This is a genomic window from Brucella tritici (assembly GCF_008932295.1).
Lineage (GTDB): Bacteria > Pseudomonadota > Alphaproteobacteria > Rhizobiales > Rhizobiaceae > Brucella > Brucella tritici.
On record NZ_WBWA01000001.1, the window covers coordinates 274,890 to 293,278 of the forward strand.

Genomic DNA, 18,389 nt, shown 5'->3' on the forward strand with positions numbered 1-18,389 from the left:
CGCTAACCGCAAACACTCAGCCTCATCAACCCGCGAGAACGCATGTTCCCGCGGGCCGGGAGAGTCTTTGCCCATCCGCCTAAAGGGGGATAAAAAGATGAACTTTTCACGCTTCTTCGTCGACCGCCCGGTCTTCGCTGGCGTTCTGTCGGTTCTGATCTTCGTTGCCGGTCTGATCGGCATGACAGGTCTGCCGATCTCGGAATATCCGGAAGTCGTGCCGCCGCAGATCGTGGTTCGCGCGCAATATCCCGGCGCCAACCCGGCCGTTATTTCCGAAACCGTCGCCACGCCGCTTGAAGAACAGATCAACGGTGTCGAGGGCATGCTTTATATGCAGAGCCAGGCGACTGCCGATGGCGTCATGACGCTGACCGTCACGTTTGCGCTCGGCACCGATCCCGATCAGGCCCAGCAATTGGTGCAGAACCGTATTTCGCAGGCCGAACCGCGCCTGCCGGAAGAAGTGCGCACGCTTGGCGTTACAACAGCCAAAAGCTCGCCCGACCTCACGCTCGTCGTTCACCTTATTTCGCCCGATGGGCGATATGACGTGAACTATCTGCGCAACTATGCCGTTTTGAACGTCAAGGACCGTATTGCCCGTGTTCCGGGTGTCGGTCAGGTGCAGATATTCGGCGGCGGTGATTATTCGATGCGCGTCTGGATTGACCCGCAGAAAGCTGCCGAACGCGGACTTTCCGCAAGCGACATCGCCAATGCCATCCGTCAGCAGAATGTTCAGGCCGCTGCCGGTGTCATCGGTGCATCGCCGTCAGTTTCGGGCCTCGACCTTCAGCTTTCCGTCAATGCGCAAGGCCGTCTCCAGTCACCGGAAGAATTTGCCAATATCGTCGTGAAATCGGGCAGCGAAGGTGAAATCACCCGGCTGGGCGATGTTGCGCGTGTTGAAATGGGGGCTGCCGATTATTCCCTGCGCTCGCTGCTCGATAACAAGTCGGCGGTCGGCATGGGTGTGTTTCAGGCACCCGGCTCCAATGCGCTCGAAATCTCCGAAAACGTCCATGCCGCCATGGCTGACCTGAAGAAAACCATGCCGGAAGGCGTGGATTTCGACATCGTCTATGACACGACAGCCTTTGTGAAGGCCTCTATCGAGTCGGTCATTCACACACTGCTCGAAGCCATCGTGCTGGTGGTGATCGTCGTCATCCTGTTCCTGCAGACATGGCGCGCCTCCATCATTCCGCTGGTTGCCGTTCCCGTTTCCATCGTCGGCACGTTTGCAGTGATGTATGTGTTCGGCTTCTCCATCAATGCGCTCAGCCTGTTCGGTCTCGTGCTTGCCATCGGCATCGTGGTCGATGACGCCATCGTGGTAGTGGAAAATGTCGAGCGTAACATCGAGCAGGGCCTGTCGCCGGTCGAGGCAACCTATCGCGCCATGCAGGAAGTGTCCGGGCCGATCATCGCCATTGCACTGGTGCTGGTTGCGGTCTTCGTGCCGCTTGCCTTCATCACCGGCCTGACCGGCCAGTTCTACCGCCAGTTCGCTCTCACCATCGCGATCTCGACGGTGATCTCCGCCTTCAACTCGCTGACGCTTTCGCCTGCTCTGGCAGCCCTGCTCCTGCGCGGTCACGATGCGCCGAAGGATCGGCTGACCCGCATCATGGACAGACTGTTCGGCTGGTTCTTCCGTGGCTTCAACCGCTTTTTCGGTGCAAGTTCAAACGCCTATGGGCGCGGTGTTGGCAGCATTCTCTCGCGCAAGTCGCTGGTCATGGGTCTCTATGTCGTGCTGCTTGGCGTCACCTTCGTGCTGTTCCGCGCAGTGCCCGGCGGTTTCGTTCCGGCACAGGACAAGCAATATCTGATCGGCTTCGCACAATTGCCGGATGCGGCAACACTCGACCGTTCGGAAGATGTGATCCGCCGCATGAGCGACATTGCGCTCAAGCATCCGGGCGTGGCCAATGCCATCGCCTTCCCCGGCCTGTCGATCAACGGTTTCACCAACTCGTCGAACTCCGGCATCGTTTTCGTGACGCTGAAGCCGTTCGAGGAGCGTAAAACACCGGAACTTTCGGCCAATGCGATCACGGGAGAACTGAACCAGCAGTTCGGCGCCATTCAGGATGCTTTCATCGCCATGTTCCCGCCGCCGCCCGTTCAGGGTCTCGGCACGACAGGCGGCTTCAAGCTTCAGCTTGAGGATCGCAACGGACTTGGCTTCAAAGCGCTTGACGATGCGACCAAGGCGTTTCTCGCCAAGGCCTATCAGACACCCGAGCTGGCTGGCCTCTATTCGAGCTACCAGATCAACGTGCCGCAGCTTTATGCCGATCTCGACCGCACCAAGGCGCGTCAGCTTGGCGTAGCGGTGACCGATGTGTTTGAAACCCTGCAGATCTATCTGGGTTCGCTCTATGTCAACGACTTCAATGCCTTTGGACGCACCTACAGCGTGCGCATTCAGGCCGATGCGAATTACAGAAGCCATGCCGAGGATATCGGCAAGCTGAAAGTGCGTTCGCAGTCAGGCGAGATGATCCCGCTGTCGGCTCTTCTGAAAGTCGAGCAGACCGTGGGTGCAGAACGTGCCATCCGTTATAACGGCTTCCTTTCCGCCGATATCAATGGCAACCCGGCTCCCGGCTTCTCGTCCGGTCAGGCACAGGCTGCCATCGAACGGATCGCGGAAGAAACCTTGCCTTCGGGCATCGCTTACGAGTGGACCGACCTGACCTATCAGCAGATTCTGGCTGGCAGTTCCGGTTTCCTCGTCTTCCCGCTGGCGCTGCTGCTGGTCTATCTGGTGCTGGCTGCGCAATATGAAAGCCTTGCCCTGCCGCTTTCGATCATCATGATCGTGCCAATGGGGATCATGGCGGCGCTCACCGGCGTCTGGCTGACCGGAGGTGACAACAACGTCTTCACCCAGATCGGCCTGATAGTCCTTGTGGGACTATCGGCGAAGAACGCGATCCTGATCGTGGAATTCGCCCGCGAGCTGGAACTGTCCGGACGAAGCGTCGTGCAGGCGGCGGTCGAAGCAAGCCGGTTGCGTCTGCGCCCAATCCTGATGACTTCGATGGCGTTCATCATGGGCGTGGTGCCTCTGGTGACATCGACAGGTGCCGGTGCAGAAATGCGCTCGGCCATGGGCATCGCGGTCTTTGCAGGCATGATCGGCGTGACGGCCTTCGGCATCTTCATGACGCCGGTGTTCTATGTGCTGATCCGCAAGCTCAGCGGTGAACGTCCGCTCAAACATGCAGGCGCCAGGATCGAGGCCCCGCATCTGGCGCCGGGGGAATAACCCGGCGTCATTCCTCAGATCCAAAGCCTGAACCACATCAAGGCAGAACCATGATTTGGCGCGATTATCGCGCCAAATCCGTTTTTGCATGGTGAACTGGTGTAATTTCCCGCCGAAAGTTGTGGCGAGCGCCCGGCGAATTCATGGCCAAAAGATGGCAAATGACTTTTGAGGGACGATGTGATGCGACAGGGCGATCGGGCTCTGCTAAACTTCCCGTTGCAATGCTACATCCAAACTGAAGGGAGACAGACATGAAAGTCGTATTCGTGACTACCGCTGTCCTCGCTCTGTCGGTTACGGCTGCGATGGCAGACTGCACCTATCATAGTGCTCAATCCTCCACGAAGATGGAGAAGCCTCAAACGACTGCCAGCATTCAGACAACGGCACCGGAACAGAAATAACTCTCATATCTTCATTTGTGACGATCATTGCCATGAGCAACAATCGTCACAAATTTTATGAGCTAGAGCATTTCCTGTTTTGATTGAATCATTGGAAATGCTCTATCTATTTGTTTTTACGCATGTCTTTATCCCGAAACCGGTTCCCGCTTTCGGGAGACATGCTCTAGAACCTCACGTTGAACGAGGCGTTGAAGCCGTTCCGCACCGCTCCATCACCGAATTGTCCCTTGTAACCGGCTGCAAGCGAGGCATTTTCGCTGAACTGGAAGTTCAGACCAGCCTCGATCAAGGCTGCATCCTCGGCAATTGGCACACCTGCCACGCTGAAGGCTTCCGAACCAGTGAAAGCATGACGGGCAACGGGTGTCGTGTCCCCGACCGCGTGCTGCCAGCCGAGTGTTGCGTGCAATGTCGAGGCGATACCGCCAAGCGTCAGATCGGTTGCTGCCCGGAGACCCAGCGTCGTATAGGTGACATCGCTATTGTCGCTGTCGCTGTGAAGACAGGCAACGCCATCCTCATCATATCCGTCAGTGTGAAGCCGGACATAAGCCAGATTGGCGAACGGCTCGAAGCTCGCGCGACCGGCCTGCATCTTGTATCCGGCCTCGCCGAACAGTTGCAGCGCCCTTGCATCATACGAACTCTCTTCAGCCGCATTGAAGCCGGCAAAGGAAACCGAACGCCCGGTGTCGATATTGTACCAGCTATGGGTTGCACCAAAGCGAAGCCCGATATCGCCCGCGCCAACCTTTTCGACGACCGTTCCGGCATAGGCCCCGAGCGTATAGGTATCGACGGAAGCGCTTGAGAAACGGCCATCGGCATCAAAGGAAGAATTACCATAGCCTGCCATCAGACCGGTACGCCAGCTTCCGACCGGCATGTCGGCACCGATGAAAACACCGCCTGCGGAACTGGAAAGCCTGGTGGCGTTGCCATCGCCGTCATTGGAACCCCAGGTGCCGTAGCCCTGCAACCAGAAGGCCGTTTCAGCGGTATTGGCGCAAGCCTGACCGTAGGCTCCGGTGCTGCCCTTGCCGGTCCATACCGGATCGCCCGACTTGCAATTTGCATCGAACGAAGCGCGCAAACGGTCGCCGATGGCGTCGCGTGCAAACCGGCTTTCATCGATCAGCGCACCCTTGACGCTGGCGTGGATTTCGCCTGAAAGAGCATCGAAACCTGCACGCGCCTCGGCAGCACTCAAGCTGACGAGCGCATTGTAAACCTCGCCGCCGCCCAGCCTGTCGGCAGCGCCCGCCACCGCTTTCTGGTTACGCGTCTCGCCAACGCTGGCAAAGCTCGCGTCATTGCGGTCGAGACGCAGATCGATCGTCGTCGCGCCATAAGTCAGGGTCGGCGTCAGGAATGCCAGATTGCTGTCGATTGTCGCAAATGTCCCGCTGATGCCGCCCGCCGAAGTCAGGATCGTATAGTTAGTCTGCGGCGCCCAACTGCCATTTTCGCCGATAATCGAAAGGCTGCCCGCAAGCTGCGCGGAACCGCCGATCACGAGCTTGCTGGCCTCCCCCGCAGGCGTGGTGTCGATCTGCAGGACGCTGTTTGCTGTCTGCACCAGATTGCCATCAATGGTCAGCGTTCCGACGGAACCGCCCGGACGCAAGATACCCTGATTGGTCACCGACCCGATAATGACGCCGTGACCGCGCAAGGTGCCGTCTGTCCCAATGGCGACATCGCCACCCAGAACCGCAACCGAAGAATCCGCATCACCGACCTCGAGCATACCGTTTTCAACGATGGTGGTGCCGGTGAAGCTCGCACCGTTGCCGTTGAAGACCAGCATGCCCGAGCCCTGTTTCACAAAGCTTCCGCTGCCCGAAAGGCTGCCCGCAAAAACACCATCGCTCTGCTGGTTGAAGACGATCTGCGCATTGTTGACGATACTGCCCTGCAGGCTTGTCGTATCGCCCTGCAAGGTGCCGCCGCTGACAAGCGTGCCACCGCTATAGCTGCTGATGCCCGACAGGGTCAGCGTGCCGCCGCCTGATTTGACCAATGCGCCAGTGCCGGAAAGGTCACCTGCAAATGTACCGTCGCTCTGCTGGTCGAAGACGAGCCGTGCATTGTTGGTGATATTGCCCTGCAGGCTTGCCGCATCACCCCGCAAGGTGCCGCCGCTGACAAGCGTGCCGCCGCTATAGCTGTTTGCGCCCGACAGCACCAGGGTGCCGTCACCGGATTTGACCAGTGCGCCGCTGCCCGAAAGAGCCTGCGAGAGCGTAAAGCGCGCTGCAGCATCGGCAATGTCGAAGCCGCCGCCATTGCCCGTCATGGTCACGCTGCGGGCTGTTTGCGAAAATCCGGTTCCGGTAATCCGCAGCGTACCGCCATCAAGGGTGAGGCCACCGTTGGCATCGCCCATATTGCTGTCACTTGAGACAGAAAGCGCGCCGGCGCTGATCCTTGTGCCGCCACTATAGACATTGTTGGCATTGAGAACGAGGGTTCCCGCACCGGTCTTGGCGATGCCGTCCACGCCGACGATGACGTTATCGATGGTTGCCGCCCAGTTTGCGCTTGCAGCCGAACTGTCGCCCACACGGATTTCAGGCGTTGTCGCGTTCTGGCTCTGAAGGGTCAGAACACCGCCAGCGAGCCGATAACCGTCGCTGGCAAACTGCATTCCAAGCGCGCTGACCGCACCGTCGCTGTTATCGACCGTGACGATGCCCGATGCTCCACCGAATATCGCAAAGCCCGGCTGCGGGGTCATAGGTCCCTTAAAACTGCCCTGACTATCCGTCCAGTTTGAATTGGTAACGGACCACGTACCAGAGCCGCCACCCATCTGGGAAAGGTCCGCCAGATCGTTTGCGTTCCAGAAATTGAGTTCGACCCCGGGGGCCATGTTGACCAGATTGATCTGCTTGGGTGTGTTGAGAATTTGGAGAGAGCTTCCCACAGGCGGAGCGAACCCACCGCCATAGAAGCTGAGGATCCCACCATAGCTGAACAGATTGTACAGACCCGGCCCCATGCCACCGATATTGATGACATTGAGGACAGCAGCGTTTACGGTCAGATCACCTTCGACCCTGACACTGTCGCCCTGACCGAAAGTCGAGAAATTTGCACCCGGCGCGCCAAACTCGAAATCAAGCTGGCCGCCCCGCTCCACGGTGAGATTGCCGCCGATCGTAAGTGTGCCGATGCTGGTGCCGGGGCTTAGATGACTGCCCGAGGCGAGGGTCAGATTCCCGCCTATGCGACCATGCCCGCCAATTGTTGCGCCGGCACCAACCGTAACATTGCCCGCGACCGATGCGGCCGCACCGCTTGTATCTCCTATGATGAGACTGCCAGCCATGACACTGGTAAGTCCGGAATAGGTGTTGACGCCGTTGAAAACCTGCTGTCCGCTGCCTTGCTTTACAATACCACCTGTGCCGTCAATTGTTCCGGCGAATGTGTTGTTTCCGCTGCCGCCGAATGTTAGAGAGTTCCCTCCCAGAGCGATATTGGTTCCTGCCACTCCGGTCAGTCCACCAATAGATTGTGACCAGCTAGCCCCGCTGATATCCAGAACCGCACCCGCATTTGCGAGATCCACGCTGCCGGTGCTTGCAAGTGCCCCACCGTTAACGATCATCAGCTTGCCTGCATTGATCGTTGTGCCGCCGGTATAGGTGTTTACGCCGGCGATGATCTGTGTGCCGATGCCCTGTTTGACAATACCGCCCAAGCCCTGAATGGTTCCAGCGAAGATATTATTGAACACGGTACCAAATGCGAGGGTATTGGAACCGAGTGTTATGGTTGTCCCCGAGGAGCCGCTAAACGATCCGATTGTCTGATCACCCGCTGCACTGATATCGAAACCAGCGCCTGTCGCGCTGAGATTTACAAAGCCACCAGCCACAAGCGACCCACCGGCACCGAGCGCCAGCGTACCTGCATTGATTGTCGTGCCGCCGGTAAAGGTGTTCGTGCCGGTGAGTATCTGTGTGCCGCTACCCTGTTTGACAATACCACCCGTACCCTTGATCGTCCCGGCAAAGGTCTGACTGGTCGCATTGCCGAATGTCAGTGTGTTGGGACCGAGCACAACAGACGTACCGGAAACGCCTTTCAAGGATTCAATGATCTGGTTTCCGCCTGCTCCGCTAATGTCATAGAAACCCCCTGCGGTGTCGAGATCGACGCCTGCTCCCCGTGCGGTCGTTACGTAAAAACCCAGCGCCGCCGTCGTCATCAACAATATGGATTTGTGACGCAATACGCCTGTCATGTGAATCCCCCCGGATACCCGCCTGAAATGCATAGATATTGTTGAACGGCGCGAACGCGTTTCATCGCTTTTACATTGCGAATTACTGAAACAAAAGATAAAATTGCAATTTTCTAGTAGTAATATTGGATTTATTCGATAACATTTCGCGATGTACTTGCAACCAATAGATGTATCGACATGCAACCGAGAAACATGACAGGAAATATTATGCGCTTCATCGGAAGGGCAAAAAAAAAGCGCGCCCTTCAAGTGAAGGACGCGAAAGAGGTGCAAGCTCGCTCTGATCGAGGAACCCGAACGGCAGGTTCACAAGGCTCGACCAGATGCCAGTCGGCCATTCTTGTCCGGTAAGCAATCGATGAATGCAGGATCGGTTTTTATTCGTAGCTCGAACGCTTCGTTTCGAGAGTAACCGTTGTCTCTGCTTCCGCGCTATCCGGACTGGTTGGCTGCTTATCGACCCCGACTCCCCGCGGTCGATAAGCAGCCCCCGCCCAATTTTTGCGCCAGCCTCCTAAGCCCCAACAGGCTGGCGGTCATTTAGTGAACGCTCTAGTAGCGAAAAACAATTCCCCTATTCAGGGGGGGTATGTCACAAAGAAGAACCCGCCCTTTTACCCGAAAGGGACTGGTAAATGCCGGTACAGATTGAAATATCCCTTGAATCAGTTTGATATTTATTAGGAATTGGACCAGAATTTTTTAATGTTATGTGTGGATTGACGCTTTTGAAGAGGAATCTCGCGCGACAAGCTCAAGAGAATCTTGAAATTGCACGCATCCTCCCGTTTAAGCTTCTTTACATTCGCAATTTTTCGTTTCTGGAGATACCTCACGTGTCATGCGCAAACTGGATGTTCGCTTTCCGGCGTCTTCTGGCGCTCCCGGCACTGATCGCGTTTTTCGCCATCTGCCAAATCACCCAATTTACCGGCGTGGCCAATGCTGCGCCGCCCGTCGCAGTGACAATCACGCTGACCATTATCGCTCCGAATGGAACGACACGTGTACTGAGCACCGATGATTTCACGAAACTGCCGCAGAACAAGCTGCAGACCAACACCGCATGGACCGAAGGCCCGCAGAATTTCGACGGCGTGCTGTTGCGCGACGTGCTGGCAACGGTGGGTGTCGACGGAAAAGATGCAACCAGCCATTCGATCACGGTGCTGGCGCTCAACGATTACAGCATCAGCATTCCGCTGGAAGACGCCTATAAATACGACGTCCTTGTTGCACACAAGATGAACGGCAAGGAGTTGAACCGGCGTGACAAGGGACCATACTGGATCGTCTACCCGCGCGACCAGCATGAGGAACTGAACGATTCGCGCTATGATCATCGATGGGCATGGCAGCTCAAGCAGATCGAGGTGAAATGAGACTAAAGCGGGGCTACATTCTTTCCGGCCTGGTTATGGTGGGGTTTGCGGCCCTGCTCGCTTATGCTTTCATTCAGCTTCTCGTCATCCAGAAATCGCTCGCAACCTATGTCGGCGAAAACATGGTCTGGGCCATCACCCAGACCGAGCGTGACGCCGGGCGTCTGGGCGAAACCGCGCTGACGCTGCCGAGCGGCAACGCGGACACCGCCGATCTCTCGCTTCGCCTCGACGTTCTCTACAGCCGTTTTGCGCTTCTGGCCGATGCGCCGCAGAAGAAATATTTCGCGCGCATTCCGGGCGGTGCGGAAACCATCCAGCGCAATGCCGACCGGCTTCCCGAAATCGAGGCGATGATCGATGCCGAGCCTGAGAAATTCGACCCGGTCGCCATTTACGAAGCACTCGTCCCCATGCGCGAGGAACTGACCAAGGTTGCCAATGATGCAATGATCCTGGAACGTGACCGTGGCGGCGCGCAGCGCGACCAGCAATTGCAGTCGATCTACCTGATCATGTTCGCAGTGCTGGGCATCATGGCCACCGGCGCCATCCTGTCATGGCAGGTGTTTTCCAACATGCGCAAGGCCGAGCGCGCCCACAAGGCGCTGCAGGAATACAAGCAGCAACTGGAACACACCGTCGCCGACCGCACCGCCGCCCTGCGCGAGGCGCTGGAAAGCGAACGCAAGGCCAAGGAGCTTTACAAGAGCTTCATCACCACGGTGTCGCACCAGTTCCGCACGCCAGTCTCGATCATCGACATCATCGCGCAGCGCTTCATCCGCCGCGCCGACGAGTTCACGCCTGAAATCATCATCGACAAGGCAAAGCGCATGCGCAATGCCAGCCGCCGCCTGATCCTGCTTCTGGAAAGCACGGCCAATGCGGAACGCCTCGATGAGAATGGCTTTCAGATCAACCGGCAACCGGTCGATTTTTCGGAACTGGTCCGCAACACCTGCGCCTATCATCAGGAACTGCATCCCGAGCTGGAGCTGGTGACGGACATTCCGGACAGCGAGACCTTCTGTTATTGCGACGGTATTCTGGTCGAGCAGATTCTGGTCAACCTGCTTGGCAATGCCACCAAATATTCCCCAGCCGACAAGCCCATCGAAGTGACCACCGAGGAGGATGACAACGAGTTCCGCTGCATCGTTCGTGATTATGGCATCGGCATACCGGCAGAGGATGCGGGCCGCATCTTCACGCGCTTCTTCCGTGCCAGCAACGCATCGCATATGGCTGGCACCGGCCTCGGCCTCAGCCTGTCACGCGCGCTCGCCGAATTGCATGGCGGAACGCTTGTCTTCACTTCCATTGAAGGACAAGGTACGGTGTTCATTCTGACTCTACCAAAGGTGGCCCAGCATGCGACTGCCTGAAATCCTCCCCATGCCGACCGTCCTCTGCATCGAGGACGAAACACATATTCTGGAAGAACTGATCGATGAATTGAGCACATCGGGTTTCAATGCCATCGGCGCTGCCAATGCGAGCGAAGCGTTGCGTGTGCTGGACACGACGACACCCGACATCATCATCTGCGATATATTGATGCCCGGCACCAACGGCCTGCAATTTCTGGAACAGATTCGCGGCTCCCGCGCCGACCTTGCCGGAACGCCATTCCTGTTCCTGACTGCTCTTGCCGATCGCAGCCATGAGCTGACAGGCCGGGAGGCAGGCGCTGACGACTACCTCACGAAACCAATCGATTTCGACGTTCTCATTCTCACGATCCGCGCAAGACTCAATCTGGTCGCGCGGGTGAAAGCCATATCCGCACATCCGGCAGCAACAGAACCGGAAGGCGAGTTTATCCATCTTTCACGCCGCGAAACCGAAGTGCTGAAAGAGATCGGGGCTGGACACAGGAATGGCGAAATCGCCCGCAAACTTGGACTATCGGAACACACAGTCAGCGACTATGTGAAGGCCATCTATCAAAAACTGAGCGTTTCTTCTCGCGCCGAGGCAACCCGTGAAGCGATAAGGCGCGGTCTGGTCGACATGAGATAAGCGAGCAAGTTCAAACATATTTGTTTGGGAATGACTGGCAATGATCTCGACAATCCGAAAGCCCCAAATTACGGTTTGCTTATGAAGCAACCGGTTCGACAACGCGCTGTCTTCTTCATTGGCGGCTACGATCCGAAAACGCCGGAGGCGTTTTTTGGTCGATTGAATAGAGAAATCAAAAGGTTCGAGGCGCTCTGGGGCGTTCGCTCCGACGTTTCGGATGTCAGCATATCAGCGGACGGCGAGATCGGCTCCGTGTCGATCACGACGGCTCCCGCCGACGATAATTGGGACACTGAAACAGACTTCAATTTTCTCGTTCTGGACAGAATAGTGCTGGCGGATTTCGACCGCCCCCTGCCTGTCAGGCTGGCCAAATATCTTGTCGCTTTCGGCGATTTCGTCGTAACCGGCACGGCTTTTCGCTTCTTTGCAAAAGCCTGGCGCTTCGGGCTCTATTTCCTCTACCCGTTTCTCGTGCTCGCTTTGTTTGCTGCCGCGGGCTATGCGGTAGCGCGCTGGACGGTCCAGTGGCTGGGCGCGGTGAGCTGGTTCGTCGGCCTGGCGGTTTTTTCCGCGGCACTCGCCGTTCTGGGCAAGAGATGGTCAACCAACCATCTGATGGACCTGTGGTCGTTTTCGCTCAATTTCATTCGGGGAAGACGGCAGGACGCCGAATCCCTGATGCAGCGCTTTGCATCCGGTATCGTCGAGCGCATCACCGCAAAACATTATGACGAAGTCATTCTGATCGGCCACAGCACCGGCGGCATGTTGATGCTGGACGTTGCTGCGCGCTGTCTTGCCATCGACCCGGAATTCAGCGGCCGCGCCCCCAAAGTGACGGTCCTCACCCTTGGATCGACCGCGCTCAAGGCAGGCTATCACCCGGCGGGCAATCATTTTCGCGAAGGCGTGCAACGGCTGGTGGACGACGGCAAGATCGACTGGGTCGAAATCCAGTGCCTGACCGACGCGATTAACTTCTACAAAACCGATCCCGTGGCCGAGATGGGTCTGAAGCGCGAACCGCAACGGTCTTTCCCCGTGACAAAGACCGTGCGAATAAAGGACATGCTGCAGCCGGAAATCTACAAACGTGTGAAGCGGAATCTTTTTCGCGTGCACTATCAATATGTATTCGGAAATACAAAGCCCTATTGGTATGATTTCTTTCAGATTTGCTGTGGGCCGACCTCACTCGGAGACCGGACGGATGACCGAATAATCGGTGCCTTGCCAATGAAAGAAAGTACTGCCGAATGACACCGACACTGGCCGCAATCGTCTGGGCTATGGGGCTTGTCGCCTGGGTCGTTATCCGCATTCCGCATCAGCGGCGTGCGCGCAAGATCAAAGTCGCCAACAATGCAAAGACGCTGGCCGACAGGCTGGCGCTGGGTGCGGCGAGCGTCGGCCTGTCGCTGATCCCGATTGTCTATGTCGCAACCGGCTTTCCTGCCCTTGCCGATTATGCTTTCCAGCCATGGCTGGCCTGGATCGGGCTGATTGTCGAAATCGCTTTCCTCTGGCTTTTCTATGCAAGCCACCGCCAGTTGGGCAAAAACTGGTCCGTCTCGCTTGAAATCCGCCGCGAGCACAAGCTGGTGACGGATGGGCTTTACAAATATGTCCGCCATCCGATGTATCTGTCATTCTGGTTGTGGGCGATTGCCCAATTCTGCCTGCTGCCGAACTGGTTCGCCGGTTTGGCTGGCCTTGCCGGCGTTGCTATCCTCTATTTCTATCGTGTCGATCACGAGGAAGCGATGATGCGCGCTGCATTCGGCGCATCCTATGATGAGTATGCGCGCCGGACCGGCCGTGTCATTCCGAGAATCAAGTTCTAGTGATTTGGCCGAAACGGATCAGCGCTCTAAATACTTCTTTCGATGCGCCTCGTTCGAAAGCTATTTTCCGAACGCGCTCCAACAGGTAATCGAAGATGAATTCAAAGCCGAATAGTTTGCGTTCGAAATCCCTGACCCGTCGCAGCCTGCTGTTTGCGGGGGCTGCACTTGCGCTTTCCGGCGGCGCAGCACAGGCAGCACCCAAAACGCCTTCCAGAAACTCGCCGCAGGCCGATGTCTATCTTCTGCGGGGTTTCGGGGATGTCTTCTCCACCGGCATCGACGAAATTGGCAAGCAGTTGCAGGCCAACGGAGTGGATGCGCATGTCGAGGGGCATCAGGCCTGGCGTTTCGTACTGAATCAGATACTCGCCGACCAGCGGAAGAACCCACGCGCGCCTGTCATTCTTATAGGCCACTCGCTCGGCGCCAATGCCGTCATCGACATTGCAACCGCGCTTGAAAAGAAGGGCATTCAGGTCACTTATATGGCCACCTTTGCCGCCACCGCGCCTGCCCCTCTGCCCGGCAATATAAGGCGTGTCGTGAATTTCTATTTCAAGCAGCACGGCTGGGGCCTGCCGCTGACCGCCGGCCCGCGTTTCAGGGGTAGCCTCGACAATCGCGACTTCTCGGGCATGAAGGATATCGGCCATTTCAACATCGAGAAACAGCGCCCTCTTCAGGACGAAGTGGTGCGCAGTGTGTTGAGCATCGTACGTTCAAGATGACCTGAAAGCCGATTGGCGGAAGAGAATGGGAGTCGAACCCACCAAAGACCGTCTATCGGCCCCTCCCGGATTTGAAGTCCGGACATGCCACCGGGCATGTATCCCTTCCAGATATTGAATTCATTCCATAAATTCGTATCGGCACGCCGTAGCAACGGGCAGATTTCCAACCTGTTGCTACTCTTTCATTCGCTCCTCATTCCTACAGCACCAGCAATCAAAGCGTCAATCTGGACGGCTGGATTCCAGCCGCCGGTCACTGAATGATGCAGGTTCCCGGCCACTCATTGCATGGCCGGTTAGCGCAGCCGCCAACGGCGGCCAGAACGAGTATCAGGCAGATGGTCGTCGAAAGAGATTTCACTTCATTCCTCCTGTTGTCCCTACTTCCCCTTGCGTGAAATCGCCGAACAAGTCCAGCTTGCGGCGGTTCAGGCGGCGCATGTCTCCGCGCCTTATCGTGACGCTGTTGCGATCGAAGAATTCCAGTATCTGGATCGCCACCTTGCGACCGCTATCCACCCGGTCGCGAAACCGCGCCGCAATGAACCAGCCACCATCAAATGCCGCATCCATATCCGACAGGATGCCGATCATTTCAGCAATTGTCGCCCGCAGGAAAAAATGGTCGTGCGCCACTTCGTGCACCCGGCCCATGCGCCCTGAAAGCTTGAGAAGGCGGCGAATATCTTCCTCCCGCTCATCGAGCAGACCCGAAATATCACGCACGCGCGGCGGACGAAAACGAGCCTCACCGCCAAGCAGCGGCGCGATGCGCTGCCAGAGCGTCTCGTCGGCATCGCTCATCGTCACTTCATGATCGCGCAGGCGAAGCCAGGCGCCGTCCAGCCTCAGCAGGTCCGCCTCGACCAGCGCGGCGATGGCGGCGCGAAAGGCGGGTGCTGGCAGGCGCGGTTTCAACAACAACCGCAGCCGTTCGACACCCATGCCGATCAGGTCTGGATTTTCGTCATGGAAAGTGCCGAGCCGCGCCAGAATATCTTCGCGCAGAGCGTCCCATCGTTCCGGCAACAGCAAGAGGACGGAGTTCGCCTGCGGAAGCATCACGGCATCGAGCGCCTGCGCCAGACCTCGCTGATCGTCCGCCAGCGCGCGGTCGCGCAGGAATGCCGTCGCATCAAGATAGTAAGGTTCGGCAGTCAGCAGTGCGCGTGCCGCTTCTGCCGGGTCATCAATGGAGTGGGCATCGAGCTGCGCCATGCGCTCCGGGCTGCGGCGCTTGCGTTGCGGCGGGCGCAGATCGAGAAACCGTCCGCCGCCAATGGTGCGTTGTGCGGAAACATCGCGGATGACGAAACGGTCTCCGGCTGTAGCCGTAACAGGGCGATCCAGCACCAGTTGCACCCGATCTTCGGTGCCGGGCGAAAGCTCTTCATCCCGCAAAAGCACGATGCGTGCTCCAACCTCGGTTGCGGCATGGTGCAAGCGAACCGGGAACCACTGACCAAGCGGCTTTTTCTCCGAGGACAGGATTTGCAACGATGCATCGATACGATCCGTCGGGCGATGAAGGCTGGGCTGCACCAGCATATCGCCGCGATGCACCGCCTCTTTCGATATGCCGTCGCCTGCCAGATTGAGCGCACAGCGATCACCGGCCTGCGCGGTCTCGCTTAGCCTGTTCTGCGCATGAATGGTGCGGACACGCACCTCCTTGCCAGACGGGCTGATGACCAGATGGTCGCCAATAGCAACCTTGCCTGAAAGCACCGTCCCCGTGACCACTGTGCCTGCGCCCTTGAGCGTAAAGGAGCGGTCCACCGCAAGACGAAAACGTCCATTTGCCCGCCGCTCGCCGAATGCATGAGCTTCGGTTTCCAGCACGGTTTCAAGACCATCGATCCCGGCACCGGAAATGATGGAGACCGCCAGAACGGGAATGTCGGCAAGCCCTGTCAGCGCCAGTTCATTGCGGATAGCGGTTTCAACCTCGGCAAGACGGTCAGGTTCGACAAGGTCGGATTTGGTGATGACGGCGACACCGCGCCGGATGCCAAGCAGATTGACGATTGCCAGATGTTCGCGGGTTTGCGGCATGATCCCGTCATCGGCAGCGACAACCAGCATGACAAAATCGATGCTCGCCGCACCGGCCAGCATCGTATGTACGAATTTTTCATGCCCCGGCACGTCAACAAAGCCGAGTATATCCTTTTCGTCACCGGACAAGGGCAGATAGGCAAAGCCGAGATCGATGGAAATGCCTCGCGCCTTTTCCTCTTTCAGCCGGTCCGTATCCACCTGCGTAAGCGCGCGCACCAGCGAGGTCTTGCCATGATCGATATGCCCCGCCGTTCCGACGATCATGGCTTTTCGTTCAGCGCATTGCGCGCTGCCTCGATGAAAGGAGCGGCAAGCGCGCTGCCGCCCGCCTCGGCGCGCATGAGACATTCGTAAGCCGCCACCGGGTCGCGTTCCACGCCCATGCCAAGATGCAGCGCGGCGCCAAGCATGGCTTCGCCATCCGGGTCACCCGCGGCGGACGCCTTCCGCCACCAGTGTACGGCCTGAGAAGGATCACGGGGCACGCCGAGAGCATTATGATAGATCATGCCAAGCCGGGTCATGGCTGCAGCTACACCGCCCTCCGCCGCCTTCAGCGCCCAATCGCGCGCCTCAACCGGGTCGGCGGTTATCACCTCGCCTTCCATGAGCATCCAACTCAGCATGTCCTGCGCCTGCGGATCACCCTGTTCTGCGGCAAGCCGGTACAGCCTTGCAGCTTCCGGGTAATCGGCTTCGATATCTTCACCCTTGAAGAGGAGTGAAGCGAGATTGCGCTGGCCGGAAGCATCGCCAGCCGCCGCTGAAAGCGCCAGCCAGCGCTGCGCGAGGTCGACATTTTTCTCAACGCCCATGCCGCCCGCAAAACAGGCGCCGATATTGTTCTGCGCGCGCGCATTGCCTGCACGTGCCAGCGGCTCCCATATGGAAAGCGCCGTTGCGTAATCGCCCGCCTTTGCAGCGACAAGCGCCTTTTCCAGCGCTGGCGCCGCCGTGTCCGGCTTCGGCTTGCGGGTGAAAAGATCAGCGAGCCGCATAGGATGACAGGTTCCGAACGAAACTAGTCTCGTCATCAAGGCAGCGCAGATCGAGCACGAATGCGCCCTTTTCGATCCGCCCGATCACCGGCAAAGGCAGTGCCCGCAATGAACCGCCGAGCGCTGTCAGCACGGAGCCGCTGCCATCCTTCGGCACAATCGACAATCCGGCGCTTGGAACGGTCGAGAGCGGCAATGCGCCAGAACCGATCTGGCTGGCGCAATCTGTCACCGCCACGGTGAAATTCGGGCCGAGTATTTTCTCCAGCTCCGGCTTGATCCGTGCTGCCTGCGCGGCAATTTCAGCCTGCGGACGCGCCAGATAGCGAATGGTCGGCAGCTTTTCCGCAAGCCGTTCCGGGTTGCGATAAAGTTTCAGCGTCGCTTCAAGTGCTGCGAGCCTGATCTTGTCGACCCGCAAGGCGCGCTTCATCGGGTTCTTGTTGATGCGGGCAATCAGGTCGCGCCGCCCGACGATGAACCCCGCCTGCGGTCCGCCGAGAAGCTTGTCGCCGGAAAAGGTGATGATATCTGCACCTTCGGCGACCGCTTCGCGCACCGTCGGCTCGTGCGCGAGACCGAAGGAAGTTAGATCGGCAAGCGTACCGGAGCCAAGATCATTGACCAGCGGCACGCCTTTGCCTCGCGCAATTGCCGCCAGTTCCGACGCGGAGACTTCCCGCGTAAACCCTTCAATCCGATAGTTGGAAGTGTGGACCTTCAGCACCAGCCCGGTATCGGGGCCGATTGCATTGTCGTAGTCACGCGGATGCGTGCGGTTGGTGGTGCCAACTTCGACAAGCCGTGTCCCGGCGCGGGTCATGATATCCGGCATGCGGAATGCGCCGCCGATCTCGATCAGTTCGCCGCGCGATACAATGGCTTCCTTGCCTGCGGCAAGGCTGTTCAGCACCAGCAGCACGGCGGCTGCATTATTGTTGACGACGGTTGCGTCTTCCGCCCCCGTGAGCTCGCAGACAAGTGCGCGCAGATGGTCGTCCCGCTCACCGCGCCCGCCCGACGACAGGTCGAATTCAAGCGAAACCGCCTGCCGCATGGCTTGCGTAGCGGCCTCAATGGCCGCTTCAGCAAGAATGGCGCGCCCCAGATTGGTGTGCAGCACAGTTCCCGTCAGATTGAACAGCGGACGCAGGCTCGATTGCCCCGACGCTTCAAGCGCATGGAGAACCCGTTCAGCCAAATGCGCGTTGCTGGAGAGCAAGGCTCCGGATTTCACCGCCTCGCGCTCATCGTCCAGCGCCTTTCGCACAGCTTCCGTCACCGCCGCATGGCCAAAACTCTCCAATGCCCCGGAAAGCTCCGGCATTTGCAGGATGGCATCCACGGACGGAAGGTGACGCAGCGAAGACTTGATCTGGTCCATGCTG

12 protein-coding genes and 1 tRNA gene are annotated in these 18,389 nt (G+C 58.1%); 8 read left to right on the forward strand and 5 right to left on the reverse strand.

The genetic code is table 11. The features are described 5' to 3' along the window. Window positions 1–97 precede the first annotated feature (97 nt). Entirely contained in the window at window positions 98–3,283 is a 3,186-nt protein-coding gene (locus tag F9K91_RS01255) for an efflux RND transporter permease subunit (protein ID WP_151676981.1), read from the forward strand. 254 nt (window positions 3,284–3,537) lie between these two features. After that, entirely contained in the window at window positions 3,538–3,690 is a 153-nt protein-coding gene (locus tag F9K91_RS25845; protein ID WP_155723819.1) for a hypothetical protein, read from the forward strand. 166 nt (window positions 3,691–3,856) lie between these two features. Here F9K91_RS25845 and F9K91_RS01260 read toward each other — a convergent pair whose 3' ends face one another. Then, on the reverse strand, window positions 3,857–7,948 hold the full coding sequence (locus tag F9K91_RS01260; RefSeq protein WP_167522140.1) for an autotransporter domain-containing protein: 4,092 nt from the start codon (window positions 7,946–7,948) through the stop codon (window positions 3,857–3,859). Window positions 7,949–8,787: 839 nt separating this feature from the next. Between F9K91_RS01260 and F9K91_RS01265 the strand changes: the two genes are divergently transcribed. The 6 genes from F9K91_RS01265 (at window position 8,788) to F9K91_RS01290 (ending at window position 13,939) form a co-directional block, all read left to right on the forward strand. Beyond that, window positions 8,788–9,333 (forward strand): putative pterin-binding protein, encoded by a 546-nt coding sequence (locus tag F9K91_RS01265; protein WP_235912715.1) that lies wholly within the window; start codon window positions 8,788–8,790, stop codon window positions 9,331–9,333. Further along, window positions 9,330–10,721 (forward strand): sensor histidine kinase, encoded by a 1,392-nt coding sequence (locus F9K91_RS01270; protein WP_061346736.1) that lies wholly within the window; start codon window positions 9,330–9,332, stop codon window positions 10,719–10,721. The genes F9K91_RS01265 and F9K91_RS01270 overlap by 4 nt, the downstream gene beginning before the upstream one ends. Continuing rightward, on the forward strand, window positions 10,708–11,358 hold the full coding sequence (locus F9K91_RS01275; RefSeq protein WP_151556170.1) for a response regulator transcription factor: 651 nt from the start codon (window positions 10,708–10,710) through the stop codon (window positions 11,356–11,358). Before F9K91_RS01270 ends, F9K91_RS01275 begins: the two co-directional genes overlap by 14 nt. A gap of 81 nt (window positions 11,359–11,439) precedes the next feature. Then, window positions 11,440–12,624, forward strand: a complete 1,185-nt coding sequence (locus F9K91_RS01280) for an alpha/beta fold hydrolase (RefSeq protein WP_151677058.1) — start codon at window positions 11,440–11,442, stop codon at window positions 12,622–12,624. Further along, window positions 12,621–13,208, forward strand: a complete 588-nt coding sequence (locus F9K91_RS01285; RefSeq protein ID WP_151676983.1) for a protein-S-isoprenylcysteine O-methyltransferase — start codon at window positions 12,621–12,623, stop codon at window positions 13,206–13,208. The genes F9K91_RS01280 and F9K91_RS01285 overlap by 4 nt, the downstream gene beginning before the upstream one ends. Before the next feature lie 95 nt (window positions 13,209–13,303). Then, on the forward strand, window positions 13,304–13,939 hold the full coding sequence (locus F9K91_RS01290) for an alpha/beta fold hydrolase domain-containing protein (protein ID WP_412842128.1): 636 nt from the start codon (window positions 13,304–13,306) through the stop codon (window positions 13,937–13,939). A gap of 13 nt (window positions 13,940–13,952) precedes the next feature. Here F9K91_RS01290 and F9K91_RS01295 read toward each other — a convergent pair. The 4 genes from F9K91_RS01295 to selA form a co-directional block, all read right to left on the reverse strand. After that, a tRNA-Sec gene (locus F9K91_RS01295) sits at window positions 13,953–14,048 on the reverse strand. 251 nt (window positions 14,049–14,299) lie between these two features. After that, entirely contained in the window at window positions 14,300–16,267 is a 1,968-nt protein-coding gene (gene selB / locus F9K91_RS01300; RefSeq protein ID WP_151676984.1) for a selenocysteine-specific translation elongation factor, read from the reverse strand. After that, on the reverse strand, window positions 16,264–17,001 hold the full coding sequence (locus tag F9K91_RS01305; RefSeq protein ID WP_151676985.1) for a tetratricopeptide repeat protein: 738 nt from the start codon (window positions 16,999–17,001) through the stop codon (window positions 16,264–16,266). Before F9K91_RS01305 ends, selB begins: the two co-directional genes overlap by 4 nt. Beyond that, the gene (gene selA, locus F9K91_RS01310; RefSeq protein ID WP_151676986.1) at window positions 16,988–18,385 is read right to left on the reverse strand and encodes an L-seryl-tRNA(Sec) selenium transferase; all 1,398 of its coding nucleotides are present in this window, start codon (window positions 18,383–18,385) and stop codon (window positions 16,988–16,990) included. The genes F9K91_RS01305 and selA overlap by 14 nt, the downstream gene beginning before the upstream one ends. Window positions 18,386–18,389: the final 4 nt, after the last annotated feature.

Bases quoted from the DNA above. Each gene is read 5' to 3' on its own strand.
- F9K91_RS01280 (WP_151677058.1), top strand. From the start codon at position 11,440: ATGAAGCAACCGGTTCGACAACGCGCTGTCTTCTTCATTGGCGGCTAC.
- F9K91_RS25845 (WP_155723819.1), top strand. From the start codon at position 3,538: ATGAAAGTCGTATTCGTGACTACCGCTGTCCTCGCTCTGTCGGTTACG.
- F9K91_RS01270 (WP_061346736.1), top strand. From the start codon at position 9,330: ATGAGACTAAAGCGGGGCTACATTCTTTCCGGCCTGGTTATGGTGGGG.
- selA (WP_151676986.1), bottom strand. From the start codon at position 18,385: ATGGACCAGATCAAGTCTTCGCTGCGTCACCTTCCGTCCGTGGATGCC.
- F9K91_RS01285 (WP_151676983.1), top strand. From the start codon at position 12,621: ATGACACCGACACTGGCCGCAATCGTCTGGGCTATGGGGCTTGTCGCC.
- F9K91_RS01255 (WP_151676981.1), top strand. From the start codon at position 98: ATGAACTTTTCACGCTTCTTCGTCGACCGCCCGGTCTTCGCTGGCGTT.
- F9K91_RS01290 (WP_412842128.1), top strand. From the start codon at position 13,304: ATGAATTCAAAGCCGAATAGTTTGCGTTCGAAATCCCTGACCCGTCGC.
- F9K91_RS01260 (WP_167522140.1), bottom strand. From the start codon at position 7,948: ATGACAGGCGTATTGCGTCACAAATCCATATTGTTGATGACGACGGCG.
- selB (WP_151676984.1), bottom strand. From the start codon at position 16,267: ATGATCGTCGGAACGGCGGGGCATATCGATCATGGCAAGACCTCGCTG.
- F9K91_RS01305 (WP_151676985.1), bottom strand. From the start codon at position 17,001: ATGCGGCTCGCTGATCTTTTCACCCGCAAGCCGAAGCCGGACACGGCG.
- F9K91_RS01275 (WP_151556170.1), top strand. From the start codon at position 10,708: ATGCGACTGCCTGAAATCCTCCCCATGCCGACCGTCCTCTGCATCGAG.